At 67.9% G+C, this 26,458-nt stretch carries 28 protein-coding genes and 1 pseudogene; 11 read left to right on the top strand and 18 right to left on the bottom strand.

Annotated elements, in window-relative coordinates; all coding sequences use genetic code 11:
• Position 1: 1 nt before the first annotated feature.
• The 5 genes from QJS31_RS31200 to QJS31_RS31180 are packed head-to-tail and all read right to left on the bottom strand — an operon-like array spanning position 2 to position 5,559.
• Positions 2 to 1,486 carry a hypothetical protein gene (locus QJS31_RS31200; protein ID WP_306358385.1) on the bottom strand — a complete coding sequence of 495 codons (1,485 nt, stop codon included), beginning with the start codon at positions 1,484 to 1,486 and terminating at the stop codon, positions 2 to 4.
• Positions 1,483 to 2,712 carry an acetyl-CoA carboxylase biotin carboxylase subunit family protein gene (locus QJS31_RS31195; RefSeq protein ID WP_306358384.1) on the bottom strand — a complete coding sequence of 410 codons (1,230 nt, stop codon included), beginning with the start codon at positions 2,710 to 2,712 and terminating at the stop codon, positions 1,483 to 1,485. The genes QJS31_RS31200 and QJS31_RS31195 overlap by 4 nt, the downstream gene beginning before the upstream one ends.
• The gene (locus tag QJS31_RS31190) at positions 2,712 to 3,200 is read right to left on the bottom strand and encodes a cobalamin B12-binding domain-containing protein (RefSeq protein WP_282779613.1); all 489 of its coding nucleotides are present in this window, start codon (positions 3,198 to 3,200) and stop codon (positions 2,712 to 2,714) included. Before QJS31_RS31190 ends, QJS31_RS31195 begins: the two co-directional genes overlap by 1 nt.
• Positions 3,197 to 4,444, bottom strand: coding sequence for an MFS transporter (locus tag QJS31_RS31185; protein WP_306358383.1), 1,248 nt, complete (start codon positions 4,442 to 4,444; stop codon positions 3,197 to 3,199). The genes QJS31_RS31190 and QJS31_RS31185 overlap by 4 nt, the downstream gene beginning before the upstream one ends.
• The gene (locus QJS31_RS31180; protein ID WP_306358382.1) at positions 4,441 to 5,559 is read right to left on the bottom strand and encodes an LLM class flavin-dependent oxidoreductase; all 1,119 of its coding nucleotides are present in this window, start codon (positions 5,557 to 5,559) and stop codon (positions 4,441 to 4,443) included. The genes QJS31_RS31185 and QJS31_RS31180 overlap by 4 nt, the downstream gene beginning before the upstream one ends.
• Positions 5,560 to 5,781: 222 nt before the next feature.
• On the opposite strand from QJS31_RS31180, the gene QJS31_RS31175 reads away from it, so the two are divergent.
• Together QJS31_RS31175 and QJS31_RS31170 are read left to right on the top strand one after the other, a co-directional pair.
• On the top strand, positions 5,782 to 6,801 hold the full coding sequence (locus QJS31_RS31175) for an asparagine synthetase A (protein ID WP_306358381.1): 1,020 nt from the start codon (positions 5,782 to 5,784) through the stop codon (positions 6,799 to 6,801).
• A complete protein-coding gene (locus QJS31_RS31170; protein ID WP_306358380.1) occupies positions 6,798 to 8,081 on the top strand; it encodes a glutamate synthase-related protein in 1,284 nt (427 codons plus the stop codon). The genes QJS31_RS31175 and QJS31_RS31170 overlap by 4 nt, the downstream gene beginning before the upstream one ends.
• Before the next feature lie 71 nt (positions 8,082 to 8,152).
• Here the strand turns inward: QJS31_RS31170 and QJS31_RS31165 are convergent, their stop codons facing one another.
• Together QJS31_RS31165 and QJS31_RS31160 are read right to left on the bottom strand one after the other, a co-directional pair.
• Positions 8,153 to 8,872 (bottom strand): LuxR C-terminal-related transcriptional regulator, encoded by a 720-nt coding sequence (locus QJS31_RS31165; protein ID WP_282776319.1) that lies wholly within the window; start codon positions 8,870 to 8,872, stop codon positions 8,153 to 8,155.
• A gap of 244 nt (positions 8,873 to 9,116) precedes the next feature.
• On the bottom strand, positions 9,117 to 9,260 hold the full coding sequence (locus QJS31_RS31160) for a hypothetical protein (protein WP_282776317.1): 144 nt from the start codon (positions 9,258 to 9,260) through the stop codon (positions 9,117 to 9,119).
• A 36-nt stretch (positions 9,261 to 9,296) separates the two neighbouring features.
• On the opposite strand from QJS31_RS31160, the gene QJS31_RS31155 reads away from it, so the two are divergent.
• The 3 genes from QJS31_RS31155 to QJS31_RS31145 all read left to right on the top strand — a co-directional run bounded on the left by QJS31_RS31155 (position 9,297) and on the right by QJS31_RS31145 (position 11,613).
• Positions 9,297 to 9,725: a hypothetical protein gene (locus QJS31_RS31155; protein ID WP_282776315.1), complete on the top strand. Its 429-nt coding sequence runs from the start codon at positions 9,297 to 9,299 to the stop codon at positions 9,723 to 9,725.
• Between the two features lie 121 nt (positions 9,726 to 9,846).
• Positions 9,847 to 10,389, top strand: coding sequence for a regulator (locus QJS31_RS31150; protein WP_306358379.1), 543 nt, complete (start codon positions 9,847 to 9,849; stop codon positions 10,387 to 10,389).
• A 21-nt stretch (positions 10,390 to 10,410) separates the two neighbouring features.
• Entirely contained in the window at positions 10,411 to 11,613 is a 1,203-nt protein-coding gene (locus QJS31_RS31145; RefSeq protein ID WP_282776311.1) for a DUF6545 domain-containing protein, read from the top strand.
• A gap of 9 nt (positions 11,614 to 11,622) precedes the next feature.
• Here QJS31_RS31145 and QJS31_RS31140 read toward each other — a convergent pair whose 3' ends face one another.
• The 4 genes and pseudogenes from QJS31_RS31140 to QJS31_RS37455 form a co-directional block, all read right to left on the bottom strand.
• A complete protein-coding gene (locus tag QJS31_RS31140; protein WP_282776309.1) occupies positions 11,623 to 12,636 on the bottom strand; it encodes an alpha/beta hydrolase family protein in 1,014 nt (337 codons plus the stop codon).
• Positions 12,637 to 12,734: 98 nt separating this feature from the next.
• Positions 12,735 to 13,412 carry a hypothetical protein gene (locus QJS31_RS31135; protein ID WP_282776307.1) on the bottom strand — a complete coding sequence of 226 codons (678 nt, stop codon included), beginning with the start codon at positions 13,410 to 13,412 and terminating at the stop codon, positions 12,735 to 12,737.
• A 503-nt stretch (positions 13,413 to 13,915) separates the two neighbouring features.
• Complete coding sequence (locus tag QJS31_RS37460; RefSeq protein WP_372341700.1) at positions 13,916 to 14,386, bottom strand: HNH endonuclease signature motif containing protein; 471 nt, start codon at positions 14,384 to 14,386, stop codon at positions 13,916 to 13,918.
• 39 nt (positions 14,387 to 14,425) lie between these two features.
• Positions 14,426 to 15,470: pseudogene (locus QJS31_RS37455) on the bottom strand (DUF222 domain-containing protein); the annotation flags it as partial.
• A gap of 177 nt (positions 15,471 to 15,647) precedes the next feature.
• Between QJS31_RS37455 and QJS31_RS31120 the strand changes: the two are divergent.
• On the top strand, positions 15,648 to 16,172 hold the full coding sequence (locus tag QJS31_RS31120) for an LOG family protein (RefSeq protein ID WP_282776301.1): 525 nt from the start codon (positions 15,648 to 15,650) through the stop codon (positions 16,170 to 16,172).
• Here QJS31_RS31120 and QJS31_RS31115 read toward each other — a convergent pair.
• Positions 16,169 to 16,570, bottom strand: coding sequence for a DUF3224 domain-containing protein (locus QJS31_RS31115; RefSeq protein ID WP_282776299.1), 402 nt, complete (start codon positions 16,568 to 16,570; stop codon positions 16,169 to 16,171). The genes QJS31_RS31120 and QJS31_RS31115 overlap by 4 nt on opposite strands.
• A 60-nt stretch (positions 16,571 to 16,630) precedes the next feature.
• Between QJS31_RS31115 and QJS31_RS31110 the strand changes: the two genes are divergently transcribed.
• Positions 16,631 to 17,431 carry an AraC family transcriptional regulator gene (locus tag QJS31_RS31110; RefSeq protein ID WP_282776297.1) on the top strand — a complete coding sequence of 267 codons (801 nt, stop codon included), beginning with the start codon at positions 16,631 to 16,633 and terminating at the stop codon, positions 17,429 to 17,431.
• A 40-nt stretch (positions 17,432 to 17,471) separates the two neighbouring features.
• Here the strand turns inward: QJS31_RS31110 and QJS31_RS31105 are convergent, their stop codons facing one another.
• The 5 genes from QJS31_RS31105 to QJS31_RS31085 form a co-directional block, all read right to left on the bottom strand.
• Positions 17,472 to 18,494 carry an iron ABC transporter permease gene (locus tag QJS31_RS31105; protein WP_306358376.1) on the bottom strand — a complete coding sequence of 341 codons (1,023 nt, stop codon included), beginning with the start codon at positions 18,492 to 18,494 and terminating at the stop codon, positions 17,472 to 17,474.
• Complete coding sequence (locus tag QJS31_RS31100) at positions 18,491 to 19,549, bottom strand: ABC transporter substrate-binding protein (protein ID WP_282776294.1); 1,059 nt, start codon at positions 19,547 to 19,549, stop codon at positions 18,491 to 18,493. Before QJS31_RS31100 ends, QJS31_RS31105 begins: the two co-directional genes overlap by 4 nt.
• Before the next feature lie 198 nt (positions 19,550 to 19,747).
• On the bottom strand, positions 19,748 to 21,346 hold the full coding sequence (locus QJS31_RS31095; protein WP_306358375.1) for a bifunctional 3-(3-hydroxy-phenyl)propionate/3-hydroxycinnamic acid hydroxylase: 1,599 nt from the start codon (positions 21,344 to 21,346) through the stop codon (positions 19,748 to 19,750).
• A complete protein-coding gene (locus tag QJS31_RS31090) occupies positions 21,343 to 22,284 on the bottom strand; it encodes a fumarylacetoacetate hydrolase family protein (protein WP_306358374.1) in 942 nt (313 codons plus the stop codon). Before QJS31_RS31090 ends, QJS31_RS31095 begins: the two co-directional genes overlap by 4 nt.
• Positions 22,281 to 23,414 carry a VOC family protein gene (locus QJS31_RS31085; protein ID WP_306358373.1) on the bottom strand — a complete coding sequence of 378 codons (1,134 nt, stop codon included), beginning with the start codon at positions 23,412 to 23,414 and terminating at the stop codon, positions 22,281 to 22,283. The genes QJS31_RS31090 and QJS31_RS31085 overlap by 4 nt, the downstream gene beginning before the upstream one ends.
• Before the next feature lie 136 nt (positions 23,415 to 23,550).
• On the opposite strand from QJS31_RS31085, the gene QJS31_RS31080 reads away from it, so the two are divergent.
• Positions 23,551 to 24,213 (top strand): TetR/AcrR family transcriptional regulator, encoded by a 663-nt coding sequence (locus tag QJS31_RS31080; protein ID WP_282776288.1) that lies wholly within the window; start codon positions 23,551 to 23,553, stop codon positions 24,211 to 24,213.
• 7 nt (positions 24,214 to 24,220) lie between these two features.
• Here the strand turns inward: QJS31_RS31080 and QJS31_RS31075 are convergent, their stop codons facing one another.
• The gene (locus QJS31_RS31075) at positions 24,221 to 24,766 is read right to left on the bottom strand and encodes a YaeQ family protein (protein WP_282776287.1); all 546 of its coding nucleotides are present in this window, start codon (positions 24,764 to 24,766) and stop codon (positions 24,221 to 24,223) included.
• A gap of 155 nt (positions 24,767 to 24,921) precedes the next feature.
• On the opposite strand from QJS31_RS31075, the gene QJS31_RS31070 reads away from it, so the two are divergent.
• The 3 genes from QJS31_RS31070 (at position 24,922) to QJS31_RS31060 (ending at position 26,457) form a co-directional block, all read left to right on the top strand.
• The gene (locus QJS31_RS31070; protein ID WP_282776286.1) at positions 24,922 to 25,362 is read left to right on the top strand and encodes a DUF6069 family protein; all 441 of its coding nucleotides are present in this window, start codon (positions 24,922 to 24,924) and stop codon (positions 25,360 to 25,362) included.
• A gap of 160 nt (positions 25,363 to 25,522) precedes the next feature.
• The gene (locus QJS31_RS31065; RefSeq protein WP_282776285.1) at positions 25,523 to 26,116 is read left to right on the top strand and encodes a dihydrofolate reductase family protein; all 594 of its coding nucleotides are present in this window, start codon (positions 25,523 to 25,525) and stop codon (positions 26,114 to 26,116) included.
• Positions 26,113 to 26,457, top strand: a complete 345-nt coding sequence (locus QJS31_RS31060) for a YciI family protein (RefSeq protein WP_306358372.1) — start codon at positions 26,113 to 26,115, stop codon at positions 26,455 to 26,457. Before QJS31_RS31065 ends, QJS31_RS31060 begins: the two co-directional genes overlap by 4 nt.
• The last annotated feature ends 1 nt before the right edge of the window (position 26,458 follow it).

Here is a 26,458-nt window from a genome sequence, read left to right as displayed (position 1 = left end):
GTCACCGGCCCGAAATCAGTTGGAGCGTCGGGCGGCCCGAGTCCGGATCCACCGTGCGTACCCGCGCCTTGTGCGGATCGCCCGCGCGCACCCGCGCCATCACCGTGTCGCCGGTCGCGAAGTCCACCAGGGAACTGCGGTAGAGCGTGCGCAGGTGAGCGAGGGACAATCCCGAGACCTGTTGCAGCCAGGCGACGCACCGTGCATCCGCGGCATCGCCGCGCAGCGTGGCGAGCAGCGCGGGCACCTCGTCGCGCCACGTCGGATGGCAGCGCTCCACGAAGTCCGCCAGCCGCGCCCCCGCGTCGGTGAACGGCGAGAAGACCATGGTGACGAGCATGTCCGGCCGGAGTCCGAAGGCCCGCTCGGCGTAGTCGTCGGCCATCGCCCGCCGCTCGGCGATCTTCCGCGGCGAGTCGTAGCGCTCCAGCGCCAGCCGGATGAGCCGATCGGGCATCTCCTTCTTGCGCATCACCGTGTCCGCGAATTCCAGGTACTCCCCGATGCCCGCCGCATAGGTCCGGCCCTCGACGTACTCGGCGCGCAGGCCGCGTAGGTGAGCCATGAGAGTCGGGTTGGCGCAATCGGATTCGGTGAAGCTGAAGGCGAGGTCGTCGAAGCGGAAGCCGAGGAAGTCGACGATCAGATCCCAGTGGTCGTGCACCCGGTAGCTGACGAGGTCGTAGATGGAGACGAAGGCGGGCTGCACCGCGCGATCGCCCACCGCGACCTCGCGGGCCGCCACCTCCGGTGACCCGTCGCCGAACAGTTCCCGGAAGTAGGCGTCACCGATGCCGCGCAGGGCGATCAGCAGATCCTGGAAGGTCATGCCGTGGCGGCGCACATCGATGCCGATGCCCGCGGCCAGACGCCTGATCCACGCCGCGTAGAGCATCTGCTCGCGCCGCGAATCACCGGTCATGACGGCGTCCACGCCGCCGCCCCACCAGATCGCCCGACCGTAGAAGTCGGCCACCGCGAGATTGCAGCTGTTGCAGAAGGTGGGGCGACCGTCACCGGCCGACCGGTGCCCGTTCATCAGCACGTCGAGCCGGTTGACCGCCACCAGGTGCTCGGGCAGCGGGAGGTCGACGTCGAAGCGGCGGACCTCGGTGTGGTCGACGGTGAGCAGCTCGGCTCGTTCGTCGTCGAGCAGCCCCAGCGCCGCGTACACCCGCTCGATGTTCTCCATCACCGCGCGCGGAACCCCGGCGTGACGCATATTCGCCACGCGGACAGCGAACGTCGTGCCGTGCGCCAACAGCAGCCGCAGCTGGACGGCCCGCACGAACGCGACCACATAGGTGCTGTCCTTGCCACCGCCGTAGGCCACCATGACCTTGTAGTCGGCGATCCGGTCGAGGCCGCCCGCGGCATCGATGAGCGAGTCACCCACCGCCGCCACGCCGTCCCGCTCGGCCGGGGTGAGAAAGGTGATCAGCCGCTCGTACCGTGCTCGATCGTCTTGGGCCTGTTGCTCGTTCACAGCGGTTCCGCCTCGAAGTCGAAGTTCTCGATGATCTTGTGGATGCCCGCCTCGACGACATGCTCGTCGTCGTGCAGCAGAATGAACCGCCCGCGGTGCAGCGCGTCATAGGAGCCGCCGGGCGAGAGCACCTGTCCGGGCTCGGGCAGCAGTTCGCGCCAGACGGTCGGCACCTGCTCCCGCATGGATCCGGCCCGCACCACCCGTTCGGCGTGCTCGTCCGATTTCGGCACGACCAGCCAGCCCCCGGAGGTGTCGGCGGGTGCGGACGGTGCGGCGACCGGGTCGCCCACGAGCGTGCGCAGCCACAGTTCGTAGAGGTTGACGCCGAACGCCTTGTTGATCAGATGCGGCACCTCCGCGCCGCCCACCCGGCCGCCGATCTCCAGGAATACCGGAGCGCCGTCCGGAGGCAGGAAGATCTCGAGATGGAAAGGCAACCGGCGCAGGCGCAACGCGGCGACGACCTGCCGGGCGAAGCCCTCCAGCAGGGTGCGCCGCGGCGACGGACCGAGCAGCACCGAGCCGAGCGGCGTGCCGCCGGTGAACGACAGGCAGTCGTTGATGTAGCGTGCGGTTGCCTGGAAGGTGATCCGGGAGTCGTCGTCGGCGAAACCGTCGACGTGGTAGATATCGCCCGCGATGAACTCCTCGATCTCGTAGCGGGACGAATCGACGGTCGCCAGCGCGGCTTCCAGTTCGGCCGCGTCGTCCACCCGCAGCACGCCGATACTGGCGGCGGAGTCGACCGGTTTGAGGATCAGCGGATACTCGCATTCGGCCGCGAAGGACCAGGCTCGATCGCAGCGGGCGAAGCGGGGTACGCGCAGGCCCGCCGCGGCCAGTACCTGCTTCATCCGCACCTTGTCCCGGTAGACGGCGACCTCGTCGACCGTCGGCCCGGGAATCGCGAACCGCTCGCGCACCCGCGCCGCGGTCTCCAGCGTGAACTCCGAGAGCGCGATCAGCAGGTCCACCGGGCCCACCCGCTCGGTGACCTCGCCGACGGCCGCCCCCAGCTCGGACACGTCGTTCACATCGGAAACCGTTACCCGGCAAGCGATTCGCTCGGGAGCGGCCAGCACGCCGTCGGCGCCGGGACCGTCCACGATGTAGCTCACCCGGTGGGCGTCGTGGTCGATGAACTCCTCGTAGCGGGTGAGCTCGTTGTCCCAGCGCACCCCGTCGCTGAACCGCGGCCACTTGTTGACGATGACGATGTGCATCAACGCACCTCCGGTGTCGTGATCTGCCCGCTGTCCCAGGGAGTGGGGACGGCGGGCTCGGCGCGCCAGGACGAGAAACCCTGCGCGATACCGAAATCCAGCAGTACGCGAAACCGGTCTATGGCGTCGTCTCCGGTGAAGACATCCAGGTAGCCGGCATCGAGCAGCTCGCGGCGCACCCGGTCGTCGTCGGAGACCGCGGTCGTCAGCTTGCCGCCGATGACGCACGGCACGGCCGACCCGTCGGCGTGGACGGCCGACAGCAGCACCCGCGCACCGTGGAATCCGTGCCCGTTGACGCTCGACACCACCAGCAGATCCGGCCGATCCTCGCGCAGCGCGCGGGTGACCTCGTCGGTCGGCGTGCAGGTGCCCAGATTGCGCACCCACGCTCCGTACTCCTCGAGCAGCTTGTGCAGGTAGACCAGATTCCAGAGATGGGAATCGGATTCGACGGTGCACAGCACACACCGGAAGCGACTGTTCATGCCTCGACCTCCACGGTAGCGATCTCGCGGTGTTGCAGCGCCTTGCGGAAGGCGGCCATGGTCAGCGGCAGCAGGACCGCGCCGCACAGGCACAGCAGAGCGCTGAGCCACAGCACGAGCCGCTGGGGGCCGACGCTGGCGCCCACCCCGCCGATCATGAGTCCCGCGATCGGATAGGACACCAGGTTGAGCAGATAGAACGGGCCCATCACCTTGCCGAGGTGCTCGCCGGGGATCACCTTGAGGCGCTGGGTGCGGTTGTAGACGTTGTAGAGCGCCGCCCCGACGATCACGGCGACGAAGGCGGGGGCGTAGACGAGATAGGACGGCGCGAACGCGGCGACCAGCAGAGCGGTACAGATCAGCGTGAAGCCCGTCACGCCCACGAGACCGATACCGAAGTGCCGCAACAAGATCGGAATAAGCAGCAGGTTGAGCAACCCCATGATCCCGACCGCGGTGTTGAGCAGACCGTACGCCGAATCGGGGGCCCGGAACACATCGGTGATCAGTGCCGCGTTCGCCGCCAGCAGCACACCCACCACCAGATTGATGGCGAAGTTCAATACGCCGAGCAGCAGCACCGGACGGATGCTCACCAGCAGCCGCCAGCCGATCGCCAATTCGGCGAGCACCTCCCGCGCCGCCTGGCGCACCGCGGGTTCGCGGCGCGGGCGGGGCAGCGGCAGCCAGGTCGCCGCGGCGATCGCGAAGGCGGCGGCCGCGACCAGCAGCAGCCACAGTTTGCCCAGCCACAGTGCGGCCACGGTCGCCAGCGCGGGGCCGAGCGCCATGGCCAGCAGCTCCATATTCTGAACCAGCGACTGCACCGCCGCGACCTGTGACGGCGGCGCCAACTGCGGCACCATCTTCTCGACCGACATCCGGATGGGCGCCATGCAGACCGACAGGCACGCACCACCCGCCATCAGGGCGACCGTCGTCCAGCCGGGCTGGGCCAGGCACACCAGCAGCACCGTGAGCAGGATGACCGCGCGCAGCAACGAGACCCGGGTGAACAATCGCGCTCCGCCGTCACGGTCGGCGAGCAGGCCCGCGAACGGATACGCGAGCAGGCCCGGCAGCCACTCCAGCGCGAACGCGAAACCGAGGGTGGAGACCTCACCGGTGTCCTGGAAGATCAGCAGCGGCACCGCGAACAGGATCACCTGTTCCGCCACCAGGCCCAACAGGACACCGGAGGCGAACAGCGCGCGATGCCGGACATTCGTCCCTGGGCTCACGCCGACCCTCCGCCGCGTTCCCGTTCCCGGATGAGCGGCAGCACATGGGTGTAGAAGATCCGCATCTCGTCGCGGGTCGGCCAGCCGGAGAAGATGAACTCGCCGACACCGGCCGCGCGGTAGGAGTAGAGGTAGTCGGCGACCTCCCGGTAGCTGCCCACCACGCAGAGCGCGGGACCGCCCCGATACGGCACGAAGCCGGAGTAGATCATCGGGGACAGCCAGTCGTCGTCGGCCTGCGCGGCGAGCCGGAAGGAGGTCTTGACGGCCTCGGAATCCGAAGCGGCGACGAACTTCTCGACCCATGCCCGATGCGCTTGATCCGGATTCTCCCGCATGGCCGCGAGATCGGCGAGCGCCTGTTCGCGGGTGGCACGGGCCAAGACGTGCATGCGGATGCCGACCCGGGTGCCCTTGTCCAGCACCGGCCGGGCCGCGGCCTCGATGCCCTCGGGGGTGTCGCCGTAGCGCAGCCAGCAGTCCGCGTACATGGTCGCGGTCTCCTTGGCGATCTCCGATGCGCCGCTGAGGTAGATCTCCGGCCGACCCTTGCCTTTGTAGCCCAGGCCGAGATCGGCGTCCTTGATGACGTAGTGCTCGCCCTCGTGGGTCAACGGCGACTCCCCGTTCCAGAACCGGTGGCAGACCTCCAGGAACTCCTGGGTACGGGCGTAGCGTCCGTCGTGGGCCACGAAGTCGCCGTAGTAGGCCTGCTCCACGGGCGAGATCCCGGCCACCAGATTCAACGAGATGCGGCCGTCCGACATCCACGAGATGGTGTTGACCACCTGCGTGAACAGCGTCGGCGACAGCAGTCCGGGCCGGTAGGCGAGAATGAAGGTGACATCGCGCGTCTCCCGGACCAGCGCGCCGATCAGCGGCAGTGGATCGGGCATGTAGTGGGCGATGCCCATGAGCAGGGAGTCGACGCCGAGCCGGTCGGCTTCCTGCGCGAACGCCACCATCCCGTCGAAGTCGAGTTCGCCGACCCGATACTTCTCGGTGGCCGACTGCTGTCCACTGTCCGCCGGGGCACACCAGTGGAATCGCAATTCTCCGGAATCATGGTTTCGCGCCGCGGAAATCGGGGCGAACTCCATACGATCAGAATTCATTTATCGAGATTCATTTCGGTCTCGGAATTGATCAATACAGCTTCCCGACCGAGATTAATCGCGTGTTACGACCGGTGTCAACCAGCTGTTTCACACTTCTCCCGATGGTCGAAATCCCCCCGAACGGGTGATGGACAGACTTCTTCCGACACTCGATAATGGGCTTCGTCCACACAATTCATTTCGGTATCGATCCAATTATCCGATCAACCTTCACCACTATTGAACGGACCGGACTTGCCCACTGAATCGACCGAATCGACGGTATCCGCACTCCCGTCGACACGTGCGCATCTCACCTCGCCGCGGACCATTGCGACGTTGACCGTCCAGTCGGCATTCCAGGCGGCCGCGCGGGAATTCCTGACCGCCGAGGGTTTCACCGAACTGCTGCCGCCGATCATCGGCCCGGTGACCGATCCCGGGTCCCGCGGCGCGAAGCAGGTCGACATCGACTACTACGGTCATCGATACAAGCTGATGACCAGCGGAATTCTCTACAAACAGGCATCCCTGCTCGCCTTCGACAAGATCTTCCACGTGGCCCCCAATGTGCGACTGGAGCCGCTCGACACCGCGGTGACACATCGCCATCTGGTCGAATTCCATCAACTCGACGTGGAGATCGCCGGCGGCTCCCGGGACGACGCGATGGATGTCGCCGAACGCATGACGACCCACGTGGTGGAGTACGTGCTCAGCAATGCCAAACACGAGCTGCGAGAACTCGGTCGCGACGTCGAACAGCTGAACCAGGTCCTCGCGGGTCCCTACGGCCGCAAGCGCCATACCGACGCGGTGCGCGAACTACGCGACCTCGGCTACGACCAGCCGGACCACACCGAGATCGAGTGGGCCGGTGAGGAACTCGTCTCAGCGGCCGCGACGCGCCCGTTCTTCGTCACCGACTACCCGAAGGGGTCGCGGGGCTTCTACGACCGGGAGGACCCGGACTCGCCCGGCGTGCTCCGCAATTTCGACCTGATCTTCCCCGGCGGCTTCGGGGAGATGATGAGCGGCAGTGAGCGCGAGTCGGATTACCGCACCCTGCTGACCCGGATTCGCGAAACCGGCGAGAATCCGGCCAAGTACGAGTGGTATCTGAGCCTGGCGCGCGAAGGTCTGCCGCCCAGTGCGGGATTCGGCCTCGGGGTGGAACGCTTCACCCGCTTCCTCTGCGGCTCCGACGCCGTCTGGCAGGCCACCGCCTATCCGAAGCTGCCGGGGGATCCGCGACCGTGACCGCCCTGACAGCCCCGGGATTCCCGGAGCGGGAGGTACGCGCCCGCGCACGCGCCGCGGCGGCCGCGGTATTCCCCGACCGCGCCCGGTACGGTTCGACCCTGTTCGGACAGGGCGAGCACCCGGCTCCGCAACCGCCCGATACGATCGATCGGTTCCGTTTGGTGCCACCGGTATTCGTGCCCAAACGCGAGGAGCGGTTGTTCGAACTCGGGCGGGAACCACTCGCCGGTGATGTCGACCTGACCACGACCATCGGCGGCCTGCGCGCCGAACTTCCGGTGTACGTCTCGGCATTCGGGTCGACCGCCGTGGCGGAGGGCGAACTCGGCGTCGCGCTGGCACGGCAGGCCGCACTGTCCGGCGTGCCGATGGTGATCGGCGAGAACATCGTGCCGGTATCCGGGTACGGCCGGCTGCGCCCGGAGGCGCCGGGAGAGCGGGAGTCGCGGGGGTCACTGCTGCGCAGGCTCAACGAGTATGCCAAGACCGCCGCCGGTGACACCGGCGGTGTGATCGTCCAGCAGAGCACCGAGGACGCCGACGCCGAGGTGTGGAACCAGGTGTACAGCGACCCGGCGGCCGAACCGCTGCTGGCCACCGGCCGATTGGCCTTCGAACTGAAGGTGGGCCAGGGCGCCAAACCCGGTCTCGGCGGCATGACCCTGGTGCCCCGGCATCGCGCCGCGGAGCTGGCGGCGTGGTACGACATGGTGGATATCGGCACGGATAACGAGAGCGGCACCGGGCCCGTCCTGCGCTGCGCCACCCCGGGCACCTTCACCCCGGAGATTCTGCGCCATCAGATTCGCTTGATGCGCAACAACTATCCGCGATGCCGGGTATGGGTGAAGCTGCCGCCGTCACGGGATGTGGCCGCCGCGGCCGAGGTGGCGTGGACGGCGGGCGCGGACGCGGTGACCGTCGACGGCGCCGAGGCCGGAACCGGCTGGGCGCCGAGCGGATTCCTGGATCATGTGGGGCTGCCGCTGGACGAATGCCTGCGCCGGATCGCCGATCTCGACCGCAGTGACGCGCTACTGGTGTCCGGTCGCTGCTGGGAGGGCACCCGGGTGGTGAAATGCCTCGCGCTCGGCGCGGCGGCCACCGGCCTCGGCCGGGCGGCGCTGATCGCCGCCGACGAGGATCTCGATCACGGACTGCGCAATCTGCTCGGTGCGCTGGAGCTGGAATTGCGGCTGCTGATCAGCGCCCTCGGCAAGTACCGGATCGGGGACCTGGCGGCCGAGGACGTCTGGCTACCCGGGGGCGACCGATAGCCCCGGGCATGCCGACAGCCCTGGGCATGCCGATAGTCGCGAACATGCGGATCGGATTCCGTTGTGGTCAGCTATCGTTCGCCGCAGGCGAGTTGTTCGGCCCGCACGGCGGCCACCGCCGCCTCGATCCGGCTGGTCACCTCGAGCTTGGTGAGAATGCGGCTGACGTACTCCTTGACCGTCTCCGGGCTGATGTAGAGCCGGGAGCCGATCTCTCGATTGGACAGGCCGTCGACGACCAACTCCAGGATCTCCCGTTCCCGCTTGGTCATGGCGGCGAGGCGGCGCTGCACCTCGTAGTCCGCGGCCGCGTCGGCATGCACCCGGTCCGGTTGCGGCATCAGTGCCAGCACCGCCCCGGAGATCAGCACCTCCAGCACCTCCAAGACCGCGGCCGCGCCGCGATCGGTGGCCACCACCGCGTCGACCTGGTCGATATCGGCCTTGGCCGCGCCGTGCTCGACCAGGAGCGTGATCATGGGCGTATGCGCCAGGCCGCGCAGCTGGGCCACCGTCTCGGCCAGACCCGCCACGTAGGCGACCGAGGCGTCCACGGCGACCACGTCGGGCCGCCAGTGCCCGGCCCGGTCGGCGACCTCACGCCAGGAACAGGTTCCCGCCAGGACGAAGCCTTCGCTGGCCGCGACCGCATCCTCGAAATCCGTTCGCGCGAACGGCGAATCGGAGGCAACCAGGAGTGTCCGAGGTCGCGCCGCGCCGGATTCGCGCAACCCGACTCCGCCGAAGGTGATTCCGTCGGGAGTCTCTCCGATCGTGCCGAACTTCCACATGATCGCTGCCCACCTCGCATTGGCGCCCGAACCCGCCCCTTCGAGTGCAATTTAGCGACCATGAATACTCATGTCAACACATCGGTGTGCATCGTGCACATGGCAGATTCGTTAACAGCGCATCCCGCCGTCAGGAACCCGAAAGCGTGGACAGATTCAAGGTCAAATCCCGTTGCCGACCCTCGATCGACTAGGTACGCTTCTCAGCGATGGGACGTCATGCCCAGCTCTGCCCATGTGAGTGCTACAATGCCTGCTCATGGGCGACGAATTGGGCGTCGGCGAGAGCGCGCAGCGCGAGAAAGTCGTCGAGTCCGCTGGACAGCGGTTCGGACGGCAGCTGAAGGCGTTTCGGCAACGCAATCTTCCCGATGAGCTGATCACGCATCAGCACATCCATGAACTGGGAGGTCCTACCCGGAATGTGCAATCTCGGATCGAGAGCGGGCAGGTCGACACCATCAGCGCCACATCGGAGGCCAAATACAATCGAGCGCTCGAGGCCCTGGGACTGCCGCCCGGCAGCGCGACGGCGGCCCTGCACCACGGCGGCACGCTCGGAATGCCCGTCGACGAGCCACCCGCCGCACCCATGACCGATGACGCGGACGATGTCGAGAGCGGCGTGAACGCCCTGCAGAATCTGGCACGCAAGCACCGCTCCGTCGTGGACCTCGTGACCGAACTCGACCGGCTGGGCATCGAATTGAAGCGGGCACGCAGCCACACCGACGGGTACCAGCTGATCTTCCCCAAGACAGCGATCGACCAGCTACTACAGGCACTGCAAGATGTCGCCAAACCCACCCGAGCCCCCGACGAGTCGACCCCGGACGACACGTCGAAAACCTAGCCACCGTAACGACTTCCGATCGATTGCGCGGAACGCCGGGTTGTGGTCGACTGTGATTGTCCGCGCCGCCGTGCGCGGTGAGCAAGATCAGATGTCCGAAGGCTCGGGACAGGAACTCCAATTGAGCGGCATACTGAACCTGTTCTGGCGCAAGCCATTCCCGTGGCCGTGGCGGCCCGACCGGGGCAAGATCTCCACCCGGGCCCGGCTGCGGGCCATGGTCGACGACCTCGATCTGCCCCCGGATTGGACGATCGAGGAGTTCATCGCCGCGGTCGAGCGCATGCGCGGACGCCGCATCGCGCGGCTGCCGCTGCCGCCCACCGCGCCGGTGGGACTGTGCGGACTGTGGCTGGCGTGCAAGGAGTACGACGCCATCTTCCTGCGGCGCTCCCCCGACTCCACCGTGGAGACGCACGTGGTGCTGCACGAGATCGGCCATATGCTGCTCGGCCACGGGCAGGACCGGCCGATCTCCGCGACGGAGTGGAAGACGCTGAAGGAGACCGTCGGCGATATCGACCCCGCCACCGTCCGGGCCGCTCGCGGCATCTCCAGCTACGCCTCCAACGAGGAGTACGAAGCGGAATTGTTCGCCACCCTGATCGGCTCCCACGCCCGCACCGACGGGCCGCGCCGGGACCCGATGCTGAAAGAGATGTAGCGCATGTGGCCGCACGACCACATGCCCCTCTGGGCTACCGCGTCGGCGACGGCGTTCATCGTCCTCATCACCATCATCCGAGTCGCCCTGACCAGGCACGCGAGCAGTTTCGGCCATCTCACCAATACAGTGATCGCGCTCAACGCCTCGGCGGCGGTGCTGCGGGAGCCGGTCGTCGCCCGCAATCTGGCCGGGGTCGTGCCCGGCGGCCTGCCCACCGTTTTCGACGCCTGGCACTGGCTGACCCTGCTGTCCTGGGCGTGCGGGCTGGGGATGGCGCTGCTGCACGAATACGGGCCGACCCGCTACCGGTTCCGATTCCGCATCGTGATCGGGCTGTCGGTGCTCGTGGGCCTGGCCTTCCTGGCCCTCAGCCATCCGGCGCGCGCACAGGGTATGTCCTCCATCGCGAACCATGGCGGCTGGCAATTCGCGGTCTACTTCGGGCTGTACACGGGACTGCCCGCCGTGATCACGACCTACTACTTCGTCCTGCTGTACAAGGGCGCGCTGTGGCGGACGACCACCTGGTGGGAGCGAATCACGGTGGCGGCCATGGTCGGTCTGGGCCTGGCCACCTTGCTCCCGCTGGGCACGATCGCCGCCGCCGGCGTCCTGGACGTCGCGGGCGTCCACGATGCCTTCCACCTCACCTACACCCGGGTCGCCGGTGAACTGGCCTCGGGCGAAGCCGGGCTGTTCGTGTACGCCGCCGTGGTCGTCGTCTTCATCCCCACCTCGGCGCAGGCCGTGCTGCGGCTGTTGCGGCTGGACCAGGAGTCGCGCACCGTCCGCCGCCTGTCCCCGATCTGGCGGGATCTGACGGCCGCCGCGCCGCAGGTGGTATTCCGGCTGAAGTGGGCCGACAGCTGGCACATTTCCCCCCGCGAACGATTGCACCGCCGCCGCATGGAGATCCACGACGCGGCGGAAATCGTCGCCCGCTATGTCCGGCCGCTTCCCGATGCCGTCGACGAGCTGATCGACACCGTCGTCGCCGAAGCCGACCAGGAGGATATGCGGCTGGTCGCCGAACTGGTCCTGGCGGCCCGCTACCTCGCTGACCACGGTGGGGAACCGCCGGGCGAGCCGACCGCGTACTGGGCCGACGTACCCGACGAACGCACCCTGCGCCGACTCTGGCAGCCCGCCAGATCACTCGCCCTCGCACCCGATTACGCGCATCCGGTGGTGGCCGGGCGGGTCAGCGTCGGCGGTGGATGACGCGGACGGTCACCGCAACGCGGCCTCCAGAATCGGCCAGGAGCGGTGGAAGGCGTCCTGCCAGTACATCCAGGAATGCGTTCCGGCGGGTTGGAATTCGACCGTGGCGGGGATGCCCAGCTCGGCCAGGCGGCCCGCCAGCCGGTGGGTGCACAGGTTTGTCGCGGCTTCGATCATGCCCCCGAGCACGATCTGATTCGCCAGGGTGGTCGGTTCGCCGCCCACCAGCGGATTGGCGAGCGTGTCCTCGCGGCCGGGCAGTCCGGTCGCGCTGGAGATGTAGATGGTTTTACCGCGCAGCTTGTCGGCATTGAGCACCGCGTCGTGGCGCAGCCAGGCGGGGTCGCCGGGCTCGCCCCACATATTGCGGACGTCGGCGTCGGCGCGGGCGAGGACGAGTTCGATGTAGGTGCGGCTGATGGCGTCACTGGTGGAGGCGCAACCGCTGTAGGACGCCACCGCTCGGTACAGGTCGGGGGCGGCGATCGCGAGATTGAGCGCCGACGTGGCCGACATGGATACGCCCGCAATGGCATTGACGCCGGTAGCGCCCAGGGCCGCGTCGATGACGGGCGGCAGTTCGCGAGTGAGGAAGGTCGTCCACCGGTGTCGGCCGATCTCGGGATCGTCCGCGTACCAGTCGGTGTAGTAGGAGAACGCGCCGCCGATCGGGGTCACCACATTGACGTTCTTGTCGGCGAGAAACTGCACGATATCGGTTTGCCGATGCCAGTTCGCGCGGTCCTCACCGCCGCCTGCGCCATTGAGCAGGTACAGCGTCGGGTGTGGCGCGCTGGTGTCGAACGGGGTGATCACGTGCAGGGTGATGACCCGGCCCATGGACGGCGAGTAGACGTGCATGATCTGCTGCCGTTGCCCCGCCCGGTCGATGAGCACCAGTTCGGCGGGGGCGGTATCCGCCGTGCCCGGTTCGGTTGTGGCGGGATCGGCCGCGGCCGTACCGGACGCGCCGGACAGTCCCGCCGCGACCACGAGGCAGCCGATCGCAGTCAGCATCGACATTCTTCTCGCGAGCATCCGCTCACCCCTCATCGCTCGTATCGCGCACCGCCGCTCGCCCCATCGGCCGGGGCGAGCGGGATGCTCGGGAGTGTGGACCGTCAGCTGCCCAGGAACTTGCGCAGCGTCTCGGCCAGCACGTCGCTGAACGAGCCGGTGGAGCTGAGCTGTCCGTCATCGGAGCCGAGCCCGTTGTCGTCGAGGCTGCCCAGCACGGACTCACCGGGATTGGCGCCGCGCGCGGTGAAACACGAGGTCAGATTGGGCATCTCGTTGCTCACGCCGACCGTGCCCGCGACACCCACACCGCCACTGGTGATCTGCTGGCCCGCGCGCAGGCTGTCCGGCACCGGGTAGGTGATGTGCAGGGTCACCGGGTTGCCGGAATTGACGAACCAGCCGGTGCTGGTGACCTTCCACCCGCCCGCGTTCGGGGTGGCGGTCACATCCTCGGTCTGTTGTCCCCTGCCCGCGTGGTACGCGGTGACCGCGACCTTGACCGGCGCGCCGAAGCCCGTGGGCGGGAAGTCGGTGATGGTGTTGACGTACGGGTTGCCGATGCCGGTGGTGCCGATCTTCACGTCGTAGGTCACCGTGGTGCCGATGCCGATGCTCTCGGCGCTGGCGATCTTCTCGTAGGTGTGGGTGATCCCTACAGTGCTGACGTCCTTCTTGGTCTGATAGCTGCGCACCTCGCAACCCCCGTCCGCCGTGGCGATGCCGGTGGCGGCGCTCAGTCCCGCAAAGACGAGCGCGGTGGACGCCGTGAGTGCGGTCATCCTCGTGGTTCGGAACATAGTTCTCCTTGTTGTGCCCCGAAAGATGCTCCGGGACAAGGCAATAGCAACAGGACCCTGCGGACGTCCCCGGGGCGACGGTGGTCACCCGGCGGCCAAGTTAACACAGTTAACTGGTCTCCCGTCCAGAAATTGACCCAATTAGAACTATGGATGTTTCATATATCCGGGGTGGCGTTCCAGGCTGCGGTGGTCACCATTCGTCTGGTGCGGTGACCGTGACGGGAGCGGTTGCGGCAGAGATCAAAAGATTGGAAGTGTGGTTGCCTCGTGTGCCTTACCTGACTGTCGCTGACGCCAGGTTGGGGGTCATGGGCTCGGTTCGGGCCGTCGGACTGGCTGTGGTCCGGTTTCGAGATACGGCGGATGGTGCTGGATGCGGCGGGTGCGGCGGTGGGATGGCTCCCTCGCGAGGAACACGGTGAAGCACTCGAGTGCGCCCCGAGGGAGCGGTGGGGTGTCGCGGACGCGATGAGAGCGGCGAGTCATCGCAGACGCGGTGAGATGCTTACGCCACCAGGAGGCACCTCTGCGGCGGAGTGCGGCTCCCGGCCACGGCGGGATTCACCCGCGCGGCCGACGCCATGCCCGGATACGGCCGCGCGGTCGGCCAGCAGCCGGGCGCGGCGACGGTTCACACTCTCGGCGAGTACTTGTTCGGGGTGATGGAACCGATTCACTCGTGGTCGCCGTCGCGGATCCACCGAGACCGGCGGACAGAACGCCGTCCGCCCCGCATCCACGCCACCAGCCGGGACACGGTGGGTGGCCCACCCACTCGGATCATCCGGGTCGGCGGCGATCTGCGCATGATGGGCATCGCACACCAAAGTGAGGTTGTCGATATCGGTCGGACCCTGCGCGGCCCACGGAATCAGGTGATGCATCGCGCACATCGTCGCCGGAGCCGAACAGTCCGGGTGGGTGCAGCCACGGTCACGAGCGATCGCGGCCAACCGCTGCCACGACGACGCGATCCTCGCACCTTCTCCCAAATACAGCGGCTTGCCAGCGGTGTCGTCGAAGAGCAGCAACAGCGGGATCGAGCCCTGCGCCATCCGCCACGCTTCCCGCACCGGGATTGTCGTCCCCGACGCCGCCCGCGCGACCCCCGCACCCTCGAGCAGGTCGGCGACCGACATCGTGAGCACGATCGAGACCGGCAACCCGCGATGGGCACCCAGGTTGTCCGGGCCGCTGGCGGACAGGAACGCTGTCAACGCGTCGTGGCGCCGCTGCGCCGGAGACCGCACATCACGCCCGACGGCGGCCTCCAGCCGGTTCGGGTCGAACCCGTCAGGATCATGCACCCCGAGTTGGGGGCTGTCGGGGTCGTCGGGCATGCACATGCCCGGGCGTGCCCACTTCGCGAACACGGTATCAAGCATCGCCCGCAGTTCGGGATCGAAACAGCCCTGCAACGGGCTCATCCCGTCCAAGTTGTTCCCCGAACGTCGCTGCCCGCACCCAGGCGCGGTCCTTGTCGGTGGTCAGCGTCCCGTCGGGGTCGAGGTAGCCCAGGATGCGGTCACCGACCTTGCCCACCATCTCCGGGGTCCCGGCCCGCGCGGCGTCGGCGAGGTGTTCCTCGGCGATGGCGCGGTGTTCGGTATCGACCGCGTCGGGGATGCGGTCCATCACCCGCATCACCGCCCGCGCGTGATCCCCCGAGATCACCCCCGCGGCCTGCGCGGCGGCTGTACACGGCAAACGGGGTTCGCACTGCTCGCCGTAGGCACTGGTCATGATCCCCAGCTGCGCGGCGGTCTTCACCCGCGCGACGGCGTCGGGTTTGGCCAGGCGCAGGGTTTCCACCAGGTACCGGTAGAGCCCGACCGATCCGGTGGTGGTCCACAACTGTCGGTCGTTGATCTCGACCACGTGCCGATGCCCCACCGCCTCCAACCGGCGGCGACACGCTTCCAGTCCTTGCACGCGGGCAGCGAATGCGGTGTCGGTGAATCCGGTGTCGGTGAATCCGGTGTCGGTGAATCCGGTCAGGTCCTCGGCCAACAGCGTGTCGATCGCGGTCACCAACATGGCGAGCGCGGGATCACGCTGCTGGATCTCCCCCTCCGAATTCATGCAGCCATTCTACCGCCAAATACGTTGCGGCAGAATGAAATAAGCTGTCTGAACTGCATATCTTCAGATCCGATTTGCCCCCTTTCTTCCATTACGGAATACCGGAATCACCGACGCGAAGGACGGATGAACATGCCCTCGATTCAGGTTGCGGTGTGCGGTCCTCGGGACTGCACACCGACCGACGTCGACAATGCCCGCGAGATCGGCCGCCTGCTGGCGGAAGCCGGGGCGACGGTGTTGTGCGGTGGCGGCACCGGCGTCATGGCCGCGGTCGCCGAAGGTGCTTCCCGCGCTGGCGGATTGGTGATCGGCGTGCGTCCCGATAACGATCGGGAGCAAGTCTGTGACGGCCTCTCGGCGGTGCTGTACACGAATATGGGCGAGGCACGGAACGCGGTGATCGTGTGGTCGGCCGATGCGGTGATCGTGGTCGGCGGATCGTGGGGGACGCTGTCGGAGGTGGCCCTCGCCCGCAGGCGGGGTGGCGTGCCCGTGGTCGGTATCGGGGGATGGCGGGTGCACGATGCCGACGGGCGACCGCTCGACGCGGGGATCGAGGTGCGCACGCCGACGGCGGCCGTTGCGACCGCCTTGTCCTGCCTGCCGCCATCGGTGTCCGGTGCCGACGGAGACGCCGCGGGTGGTGTCGGCTAGGTGAAACGGTAGGTGAGACGGTAGGTGTTGGCACCATCGGTGGAGTCGTAGCCGCCGGTACCGGTGAGGCCGGTGAGGTCTCCGGTGCCGGAACCGGGTAGGACGGACCAGTCGGCCCGGGAATCGCCGGCGGCGTCGAACGTGCCGGTCATGCGGAGGACGAAAGTGCCGGCGCGGCCCGCCAGGGTGCAGTGCATGCGTTGCAGGCTGTCGAAGCCGCCGCTGCCGTCGGCGTTGCTGTAGATGATGCCCCGCCATTCCGCGTCGCCGACGATGTCGCCGCTGTAGCGGTCGTGGCCGGTGGCGACGCCCAGGGCCGGGGCTCCGTCGGCGGACGCGAACTCGGTCTGCTCCCAGGACTTCGATTCGATGGTGCCGGTGGCGGTCGTGTCGTTCATAACTCGACGCTAAGGTCGAGGGGGTATCCCGGTCTTGAACAAACGCGAACGCGGGGCGCCATGGATTCGACCGCCGACAGCCCACCGCGCGGCCTCCTCGACCCGCGGGCGGGGGCCGGTGTGTATCGCGAGGGCTTCGTTCCGGTATCCGAGGACTTGGCCCACATCGTGGCGCATCACTGGTCGGTCCGCTGGGATCTGCGCGGGCGCGAGCCGTTCGAAGTGGAGGTGCTCCCGAGTCCGGCGGTGGTGCTGGTCGTCGAGGACGCGCGGTGCCGGGTGCACGGCGTGCTGCGCGGCAAGTACGCGCAGAAGCTGTCCGACCGGGGCGATATCTTCGGAATCACCTTCCGCCCGGCGGGATTTCGCACCTTGATCGACCGACCCGTCGCCGATCTCTCCGATCGGGTGGTGCCCGGTTCCGACCTGTTCGGGTCGGATGCCGATCGACTCGCCGCGCGCATCAGCGCGGAATCCGATACCCGCGTGCGGGGCGGATTCGCGGAAGACTTCGTTCGCCAACGGTGTGACAGCGAATCCGGCTGTACCGCACTGCTCAACGAGATCGTGGACGCGATCCTCACCGATCGCACGATTATGCGCGTCGACGACCTCACACAGCGCTTCGGTCTCGGAAAACGCCACTTGCAGAAGCTGTTTCGTGACCATGTTGGGGTCTCCCCGAAGTGGGTCATCCAGCGCTACCGCCTGCACGAGGCCGCCCAGCGCCTGCACGAGGGCTACCGGGATCTGGCCGCCCTCGCCGCCGAACTCGGTTACGCCGATCAGGCGCACTTCGCCCGCGACTTCAAGACGGTGGTCGGCCGCCCGCCCGCCACCTATCGCGGCGGTGTGCGGTAAGGGCGGTGTGCGCTGGCCGACCGAGGCGATGCGGCGGGCGTCAGGTGAGCTGCCTGCGACGCCGTGCGAGCAGGATGGCGAAGGCGGGTACGCCGAGCAGGGCGGTGACCACTCCGACCGGTACCTCGCGGGCGCCGAACGCGCTGCGGGCGAGGGTGTCCGCCCAGACCATGAAGACCGCGCCGAGCAGCACCGTGACCGGCAGCAGCCGGGCGTGACCGGGGCCGACCAGGAAGCGGGCGGCGTGGGGCAGCACCAGGCCGACGAAGCCGATCGCACCGGCCGCGCTCACCAGCGCCGCCGTCACCACGGCCGTGATCAGCAACAGCAACAGCCGGGTCCGGCCCACCGCGACGCCCAGAGCGGCAGCGGCATCGGAGCCGAAGGCGAAGGCGTCCAGCGTCGGCGCGTACCACAGGCAGAGCACGCAGCCGACCGCGACGACGGTGGCGCAGACGACCACATCCGACCAGGTCGCCCCGGCCAGCGAACCGAGCAGCCAGAACAGCACGCCGCGCGTCTGATCGGCATTGGCCGACCACAGCACGGTCAGCGAGGTCAGCGCCGAGAACAGTTGCGTACACGCCACACCCGCGAGAACCACCCGGTCCGGAGTGCCGCCCGCGGCGTAGGCCAGGGCCAGCATGAGCGTGAACGACAGCACCGCGCCCAGGAACGCCCCACCCGACAGCGTCAGCGCCCCCGCCCCGACGCCGACCACCGCGACCAGCACAGCGCCGGTGGACGCCCCCGAGGAGACGCCGAGGACGAACGGATCGGCGAGCGTATTGCGCAGCAGCGATTGTAGAATCGCCCCGCACAGCGCCAGCCCCGCCCCGCAGATCGCCGCCAGCACCGCACGCGGCAAACGCAACTGCCAGACGATGCCGTCGGCCAGTCGACCGGCCGACGACGTCCCCAGGCCGAGATGCTGTCCGATGATGGAATACACATCACGCACGGATATGTCGGCGGGGCCGATGGATACCGTGACGGCTATCGAAAAGCACAGCAGGACAGCGCAAGCCAGGCAGATCGACGCCGCGCGGCGGGTGCGGGTCAACGCGCTGTCGCGAGACCGTTCGCCAACTTCTCGATGGCGTCGATCTCACGGATTCCCGGATCCAGCTCCGAGCCGGTCATGACGACATAGCGCTTATCCTGTACCGCCCGCATCCGGTTGGTCGCCGGGTTCGATTCCAGGAACTCGATTTTCGTGGTCAGCGCGTCGCCGTCGATGCGCTGTCGGCTGAGATCGGCGAGCACCAGCACATCGGGATCGCTGGCGACGACCGCCTCCCAGCTGATCTCGGGCCAGTCCTCGCGCTCGTCGGCGAAGACATTGCGCGCACCCACCTCGCGGGCGTACATGCCGGGAGCGGAACAACATCCGGCCATGTACGGGGTCTTGATTCCGGAGAACCAGAAGGCGACCGTCGGCTCCGAGGTCGCGTTCAGCTTCGCCGTCGCCGCCGCCAACCGCCCGCGCAGCTCGTCGACCAGCCGCGCGCCCCGCTCCTGCACATCGAAGATGCGGGCCAGTTCGGTGATCTCCTGGAACAGCGTCTCGATGCCGAGCGGTTCGGTGCGGGTGACGGTTTCACCCTCGACCGTCGCCCCCGTGCACACCGACGGCGACTGATAGGTGGGAATGCCGAGCTGCGCGAACCGCGACCGCTCCGCCACCACGGCGGGAGTGAAGGTGTGCGCGCTCGCCGAGGTCACCAGATCGGGTTCGGTGGCGAGCACCGCCTCCAGTGACGGATCGTTGTCGGCCAGCCGGGGCACCTTCGCATTGTCGGCCGCCAGCTGCGGCAGCACCGGATCGAACCAGGTCGACGTGCCCACCATGCGGTCGGCGAGCCCCAGCGACAGCAAGATCTCGGTGGACGCCTGGTACAGCGAGGCCGCCCGGGTGGGCGCCTGGTCGAAGGTCACCTCCACACCGCAGTTCTCGATGGTCAGCGGATAGCTGGTGCGGCCCGGCGCCTGCGGGGCGCCGCTGGCCGCGGTCTCCGCCGTATCGGCCGCGCCACCGCAGGCGGTCAGTCCGGCGACGAGGCAGCAGACCAGACCCAGGAGCGAGAACAGCCGTGTCCGGCGCGTCGTCGATGTCATGGCGAGCACCGTATCAAGATCGATGATGACGATATCCACGCCCGGACTTGCGGATGAACCACCACCTCCACCAGGGTTGGCATCCGGACCGAACCGTCGGACATTCGGCCGATGACGAGAGAGAGGCGACAGTGCGCCCGGACGATCGCGGAACCCGCCGCCGCGCGGCGCACTTCGCCCTGCTGCTGCTCTGGCTGTTCAGCACCGCATGGACGATCGGCTGGCTCGTCGAGGGCCGGTCGGACGCCCCCACACCGCCCGCCGTTCACGGCCACTGAGCGGCTCGCCACGGCCGCCGATGGTGGCGCACAGGGCGGCCAGATCCCTGCCGGTGCGCTGTACCGTACCGTCGGGGCGGACGAGCGCCGCTCGGGTGTGCGCGCGGCGCAGCCAGCGGTGCAGATCGTCGCCTGGGCGCACGGAGAGCAGGAGTACACCGTGTCGTTCGAACGCCTGCCGCTCGGCCGGTGACGGTGCGATGGAGGTGACGACGGCGTAGCGCCCGGCGATGACATCGTCGACGCGACGCTGGTCGGTGAGCCGGGCGTTCGGTATGAGCCGCCCGGCCAGGCCGCGGCGCAGCAGCGGCGTGACGACCAGGTCGGTGCGGTGCAGCGGCGGCGTCTCGCCACTGATGATCAGCGCGGCTACGCCCGGGACACGGTGCAGCCGGGGTGCGATCAGGCGGCGCAGGCGGTTGCCGAATTCACCGCCCTCGGTCATGATGACGCCGACCAGCTTGGCCAGCCGGATCATGGCTCGGGCGTGTGGTTTTCGCTCGGACTCATAGGTGTCGAGCACGGTGTCGGGCAACTGCCCGTGCAGGACTGCGGCCAACTTCCACGTGAGATTCGCCGCGTCCCGCAACCCGGCGCACAGACCCTGACCGATGAACGGCGGCGTGAGATGGGCGGCGTCGCCCAGCAGGAACATTCGCCCGCAGCGCCAGCGGTCGGCGAGCTGGGCGCGGAAGGTGTACTCGGCGACGCGGACCAGTTCCAGGTCCGTGATGGGAACGTCCGCGGTCCAGTGCCGGATCATCGGGTACAGATGCGGAATATCCGGCCAGTCCGCGGCGGATTCCCCCGGCGCGAGCCGAAACTCCCAGCGGTGGCGCGTCTGCCCGATACGCATGTAGGTGGCCGCCCGACCCGGATCGCACACCTGATGCACGCCACCCCACTGACCGAGTTCGGCAGCCGTGACCACATCGACCACCAGCCAACGCTGTTCGAACCGCAGATCCTGCATGCGCGCCCCGATGGCGGTGCGGACCACGCTGTTCGCACCGTCGCAGCCGAGCAGGTACAGTGCCCGCACCACACCCACTGCGCCGGTCACGCGATCGGTGTAGTCGACGCGCACACAGTCCTCCTCCTCGGCGACGCCGATGACGTCGATATTGCCGCGCAGGGTGACCGACGAACAGCCCGCGAGATTGGCGCGCAGCGCCGCTTCCAGCTCCGGCTGGTCGAACAGGTTCGCCTCGGGATACCCATTGCGTCCGCCCGTCGGATCGCGATCGATCTGTGCCAGCACCCGCCGCTCTCGGTCGATCAGGCGCAACCCGAGAGCGGGCCGGGTGATGGCGTCGAAGGCGGTCCCGATCCCGAGCCGGGCGAGGATGCGGCGCACCTCGCCGTCGAGATGGACCGCGCGCGGCTGCGGGAAGAGACCGTCCCAGCGTTCCAGGACCACCACGTCGATCCCGTCACGCGCCAGCAGAGTCGCGGCCGTGAGCCCGGTCGGGCCTGCCCCGACGACGACCACCGGGACGACCGGGGCCAAGCCGGTCATCGCGCGTACCTCACCACCGTGCGCTGGCGGCCGAGATCGAGCACGCCGTCGTCGGTCGCGATCGCGGCCTCCATGACATCGCCCTCCCCCAGGTACTTCGGATTCTTGGCCTGGCCACGAAAGAACAAGCGCCACTTTATATTCGGCGGCAACAACGCGGCCAACATCGTCACCGGCCGCGGCGGTGCGCTGATCGCCGTGCCGACCGGGGTGCCGGTGAGCAGCAGATCCCCGGCGTCCATGCGTTGGAATCGGGTCAGTGCCCGCAGCGTCTCCAGCGGATGATAGATCATGTCCGCGACCGTCATGTCCTGTCGCACTTCGCCGTTGACCCACAATCGCAGCCGCAGATCGGTGAAGCGCTTCAACTCGCCGGTGTCCAACAGCACCAGCGCAGGTCCGACCGGGGTGAAGGTGGGATATGACTTCGCCTCGTAGAATTGCGTTTTCGGCAGCTGCACATCGCGCGCGGACACGTCGTTGGTGATGACCAATCCGGCGACGTACTCGGCCAGGCTCTCCGAGGTGAGCCGCGAACCGACCGGCATCGCCCGACCGAACACCAACCCGATCTCCACCTCGTAGTCCAACAGACCCACATGGGCGGGCCGGATCACATCGTCGTGGGGACCACTGATCGACCCGGAGGACTTGCGGAAGAACGTGAGCGGCACCGTCTCCGGGTCGCCGCCCGAATCACGCACGTGCGAGGCGAAATTCGTCATCTGCGCCACCACGCGGCACGGCGCGGTCACCGGGGAGAGCAGGTCGAGTTCACGCACCGGAACCGGATCGCCCGCTCCGTGCGCGGCGGCGTCGATCGCCGCTCGATCGGCCAGCAGTGCGGCGGTGGTCGCCGCGGCGGTGTCGACCCGCACCGCACCGGATGGGGTGGACACCCACCAGGCGTCAGCGGTACGGAGAACGGAAACGCTCATGAGGTTGCCACTTTCAACAGGCCGCGCAGGCGGCGAAGATCGAATTCGTTGTCGTCGCGCAGGGCGTCGACGATCGTGCGCACCTCGCGCAGTGCGTCCCTCCTCGGGGCGATGCCCAGGAAATCCTTGGTCGCGGGCGGACCCCATTGCGCCAGACCGGATGCCGACATGGGCGCCCAGCCCGGCGCGACCGCGCAATCGAACAGGTCGCCGTCGCTGAAATGCTCGACCAGAAAACCGTCCGGATCACGCCAGTAATCGAAGATCTGGCTGCCCTGGATGTGCCGACCGATCCCCCACGAACGGCGATAGCCCCGGTCGCGCAGATATTCTCCGCCCGCGGCGAGGGCGTCGAGATCGGCCACCTGGTACGCGGAGTGCACGTATCGATCGGCCGGGCCGAGGACCAGCGCCAGCGTGTGGTGGTCGGTCGGGATCGACCCCTGATCGCACCGGAGAAAACTCATCACGGGTCCGCGTTCGCGCTGGCCCGGGTAGTACAGGAAGTCGCTGACGATCAGCCCCAGCCGCCGCAGGTACCAGTCCAGGGTTCGGCGGTAGTTGGTGGTCTGCACCACCACGTGACCGAGCCGCCGCACGCGTGCGGGTTCCCGCGGGGGCCGTTGGGTGGCATTGACGCGCGGCGTCTCCCGGCCGAAGTTGAAGACCGGGGTCCGCTGGGCGGGCAGCGCACCCAGGACGTGGGTGTCGGCGACCACGTGAACCCGCAGACCGCTCGGATCGGTGAGTTCGACGGCCAAGCCCCCCAGTGACTCGGGCAGAGGTACGGGGCGCGACTCGACGGCCGCCGCCAACCGCGGCAGGTCCGCCGCCTCGGCAGCCCGGAACGCGGGACCAAGGAACCGGGACCGGGGGCCACGACGAATCAGCACACAGGGCGAGCCGGGATCCGTTCCGCGCAAGTGCAGTTCGTCCGCGGTTCGCGCCGCCGTCGTGAATCCGAAGGCGTGCGCGAAGGTCTCGGCCCGCTCCAGATCCGGTTTCTGGAACTCCAGCCACGCCAGGTCCGCGACCTTGATCACCGGGTCACGTGCACGCCCGGGGTGTTCGTGCGCTGCGCCACCGTATTCGCTGTGCAGGCCGGTGTGTACGTCGTGATGGCCGCTCATCGGCCACCCCCTTCCCGAGTAACTGACGATATCGTCACTCGAGACGCCTCACCCAGTCAACAAGTTTTGAGGAATTCGTCAGTATTGACTGCCGGGGTTACGATGGCGGCGAATCGCCGACGAGAGGTGACCCGCGATGCCCGCGCGACATGGTTCCGAACCCAACCGGCTGGAACGCCGCAAGGCGCGCACCCGTGCCGCGCTCGTGGATGCCGCCCAGACCTTCCTGGCCGAGGGTCGACTCAACGCGCCCATCCTCGAACTCACCCAGGCCGCCGACGTCGGGATGGGTTCGTTCTACAACCACTTCGACAGCCGCGAGGAGCTGTATCGAGCAGCGGTGGAGGAGGCACTGGAACGCCACGCCGCCGCCCTCGATCTCCTCACGCGCGATATCGACGATCCCGCAGAGGTTTTCGCGCAGAGCTTTCGCCTCACCGGCCGCCTGCACCGCCGCAATCCCACCCTGAGCAAGGTGCTGCTCGGCAATGGGCTCATGCTCACCGGTTCCGACAAGGGCATGGCTCCCCGCGCCCGCCGCGATATCGAAGCGGCCACCCGCGCGGGCCGCTTCCAGGTCGCCGACGTCGAACTCACCATGACCATCATCGCCGGGGCGGCCCTCTGCCTCGGCCAGCTCCTGCACGACCATCCGGAACGCGATGACGCGGCGGCTACCGACCAGGTCACCGAGGACCTGCTGCGCATGCTCGGCCTGTCGGCCGACGAAGCCCGCGCCATCTGCCGCCGCCCCTTGGCCGCCTTCGACGTACCACCGCGGGCCGAAACCGCCTCCTGAGGTCTCGTTAGACCAGACGGAGTTCCTCGACGGGCGTGGTCAGGGTGGTGCCGTTGATCTCGCAGTACAGCAGGCGTTCGGTAATGGAGACACCCATGGCATTGCGACGGTCCAGCGTCGCGGCGGCCGCGTCGACGAAGGTTCGATCCAGGCTGTAGACCGGGATGTCCTCGGCGCGGTGGATCTTCTTGCCGACGAGTTGGGCCAGCACCTTGGCGGGGTCGCGATGGTGGGTGTAGACGGCGGCACGGTCGGCGAGTTTGCTGCCGCGGTGCAGTCTTTCGGCGTCGGGTGCGCCGACTTCGATCCAGGCGGTGATGCGGCCGGTGAGGTCGCGGACCAGGACCGCGGGTTCGTCGGTCGAGGAGACGCCGCCTTCGCTGAACGTGATGCCCTCGGTGTATTCGAGGCAATAGGCCAGCAGCCGGGTCAGCATGAACGCGGGTGTTTCGGATGGGTGGCGAGCGACGCGTAGCTCGACCTCCTGGTAGACGCCGCGATCGACGTCGGCCAGGTTGACGGAGAAGTTGTACATCGTCGCACTCAGGGCCATAGGCGCAGAAGCATAGTCGTGGGCCGTTTCGGGTCCACCGGCCACGCGGTGCTGTGATCCGCGACACTCCACTCCGACGCGGCTTGACCTGAATAATTGTTGAGGTTTCACGATGGTCTCACACGAACTGCACAGCTTCGACTCGGGAGATCATCATGACGACCACGACCACCACCGCCCGCGACGCCATCACCGTCCCCGCGCTGAGCCGCCCGGTCGCCGTTCTCGGCGCGATCACGGCCGCCGTCGCGGTCAACCTGGTCGTCTGGTTGATCGGTGCCGCCGCGGGCGGTTCCTTCGACATGACGAACGAGGGCGTGACGCAATCCGTCGCGCCGGGCGGCATCGTCATCCTGACCGTCGTTCCGATGCTGGTGGGCCTCACCGCCGCCGCACTGCTGTCCTACAAGTGGGTGGGCGTGCTGCGAACCGCGGCCGTGATCGGTTCACTCCTGGCGGTCGCGACCATCGCGCTCACCGTCGACGCCGATTTCGACACCGCCTCCACCATCGCCCTGTCGATCACCCACCTCACCCTGGTGCCCGCCCTGGTCATCGCCACCGAGGGCATGCGGCGCAAGCTGATCGAACGTTGAGCAGGCGACACGGCCCGCATCCACCCCGGATGCGGGCCATTCGCGTACCCGCAGGAAGATTGTCACCGATCACATCGTCCGCGACTGTCGAAAACCGTGAACCCCACTCGTATAGGTGATGAACCCGGAACCGGACCGGGCACATCGAGAGGAGCGGAACATGGGCGAGATCGTGGCGGTCGTCAGCCTCACCCTGGACGGGGTCATGCAGGCACCGGGTCGCGCGGACGAGGACACCCGCGACGGATTTCGGCACGGCGGTTGGGCACACCGCTTCAACGACGCCGTCCAGGGCCGGGTCATGGGTGAGCACATGGCCGCCCATCGGGGCGCACTGCTGCTCGGACGACGCACCTACCAGGACTTCCACGGGTACTGGCCGAAGCAACAGGACAATCCATTCACCGAGGTACTGAACAAGACCGAGAAGTTCGTGGCCTCGCGCACCCTGACCGAACCGCTGCCGTGGCAGAACTCCACCCTGCTCACGGGTGACGCGGTGGACGCGGTGCGACGACTGCGCGCACAACGGCCGGAATTGGATCTCGTCGTCCTGGGCAGCGGTGAACTGCTGCGCTCGCTCATGCGGTCGGGCATGATCGACGAGTATCTGCTGCAAATCCATCCGCTGGTGGTCGGGGCCGGGCGGCGGCTGTTCGAGGAAGTGGATCTCGGTGCGCTGCGACTGATCGACAGCGTGCCCACCACCACCGGCGTCATCATCGCCACCTACCGGCGGGCGGAGGAGTCGTGACGAAGCAATACCTGCTCAGCATCTATCAACCCGACGACACCGAACCGCCGGAGAATCTCGACGAGATCATGCGTGATCTGGCCGCGCTGAACGACGAGATGCGGGCCGCAGGCATGTGGGTGTTCGCCGCGGGCCTGCATCCCGCCAGCACAGCCACCGTCTTGCGGCCGTCCGGGTCCGAGATACTCGTGACCGACGGCCCGTATGCCGAGGGCAAGGAGCATATCGGCGGATTCACCGTCATCCGGGCCGCCGACCTGGACGAGGCGCTGGAGTGGGCCGAGCGGATGGCCACGGTGATCACGCTACCGATCGAAGTGCGACCGCTACAGGACGGCTGAC

The sequence above is a fragment of the Nocardia sp. CC213A genome, assembly GCF_030766805.1.
In the GTDB taxonomy this organism is placed as follows: Bacteria; Actinomycetota; Actinomycetes; order Mycobacteriales; family Mycobacteriaceae; genus Nocardia; species Nocardia otitidiscaviarum.
This window is presented reverse-complemented; position numbering and strand designations above follow the sequence as displayed.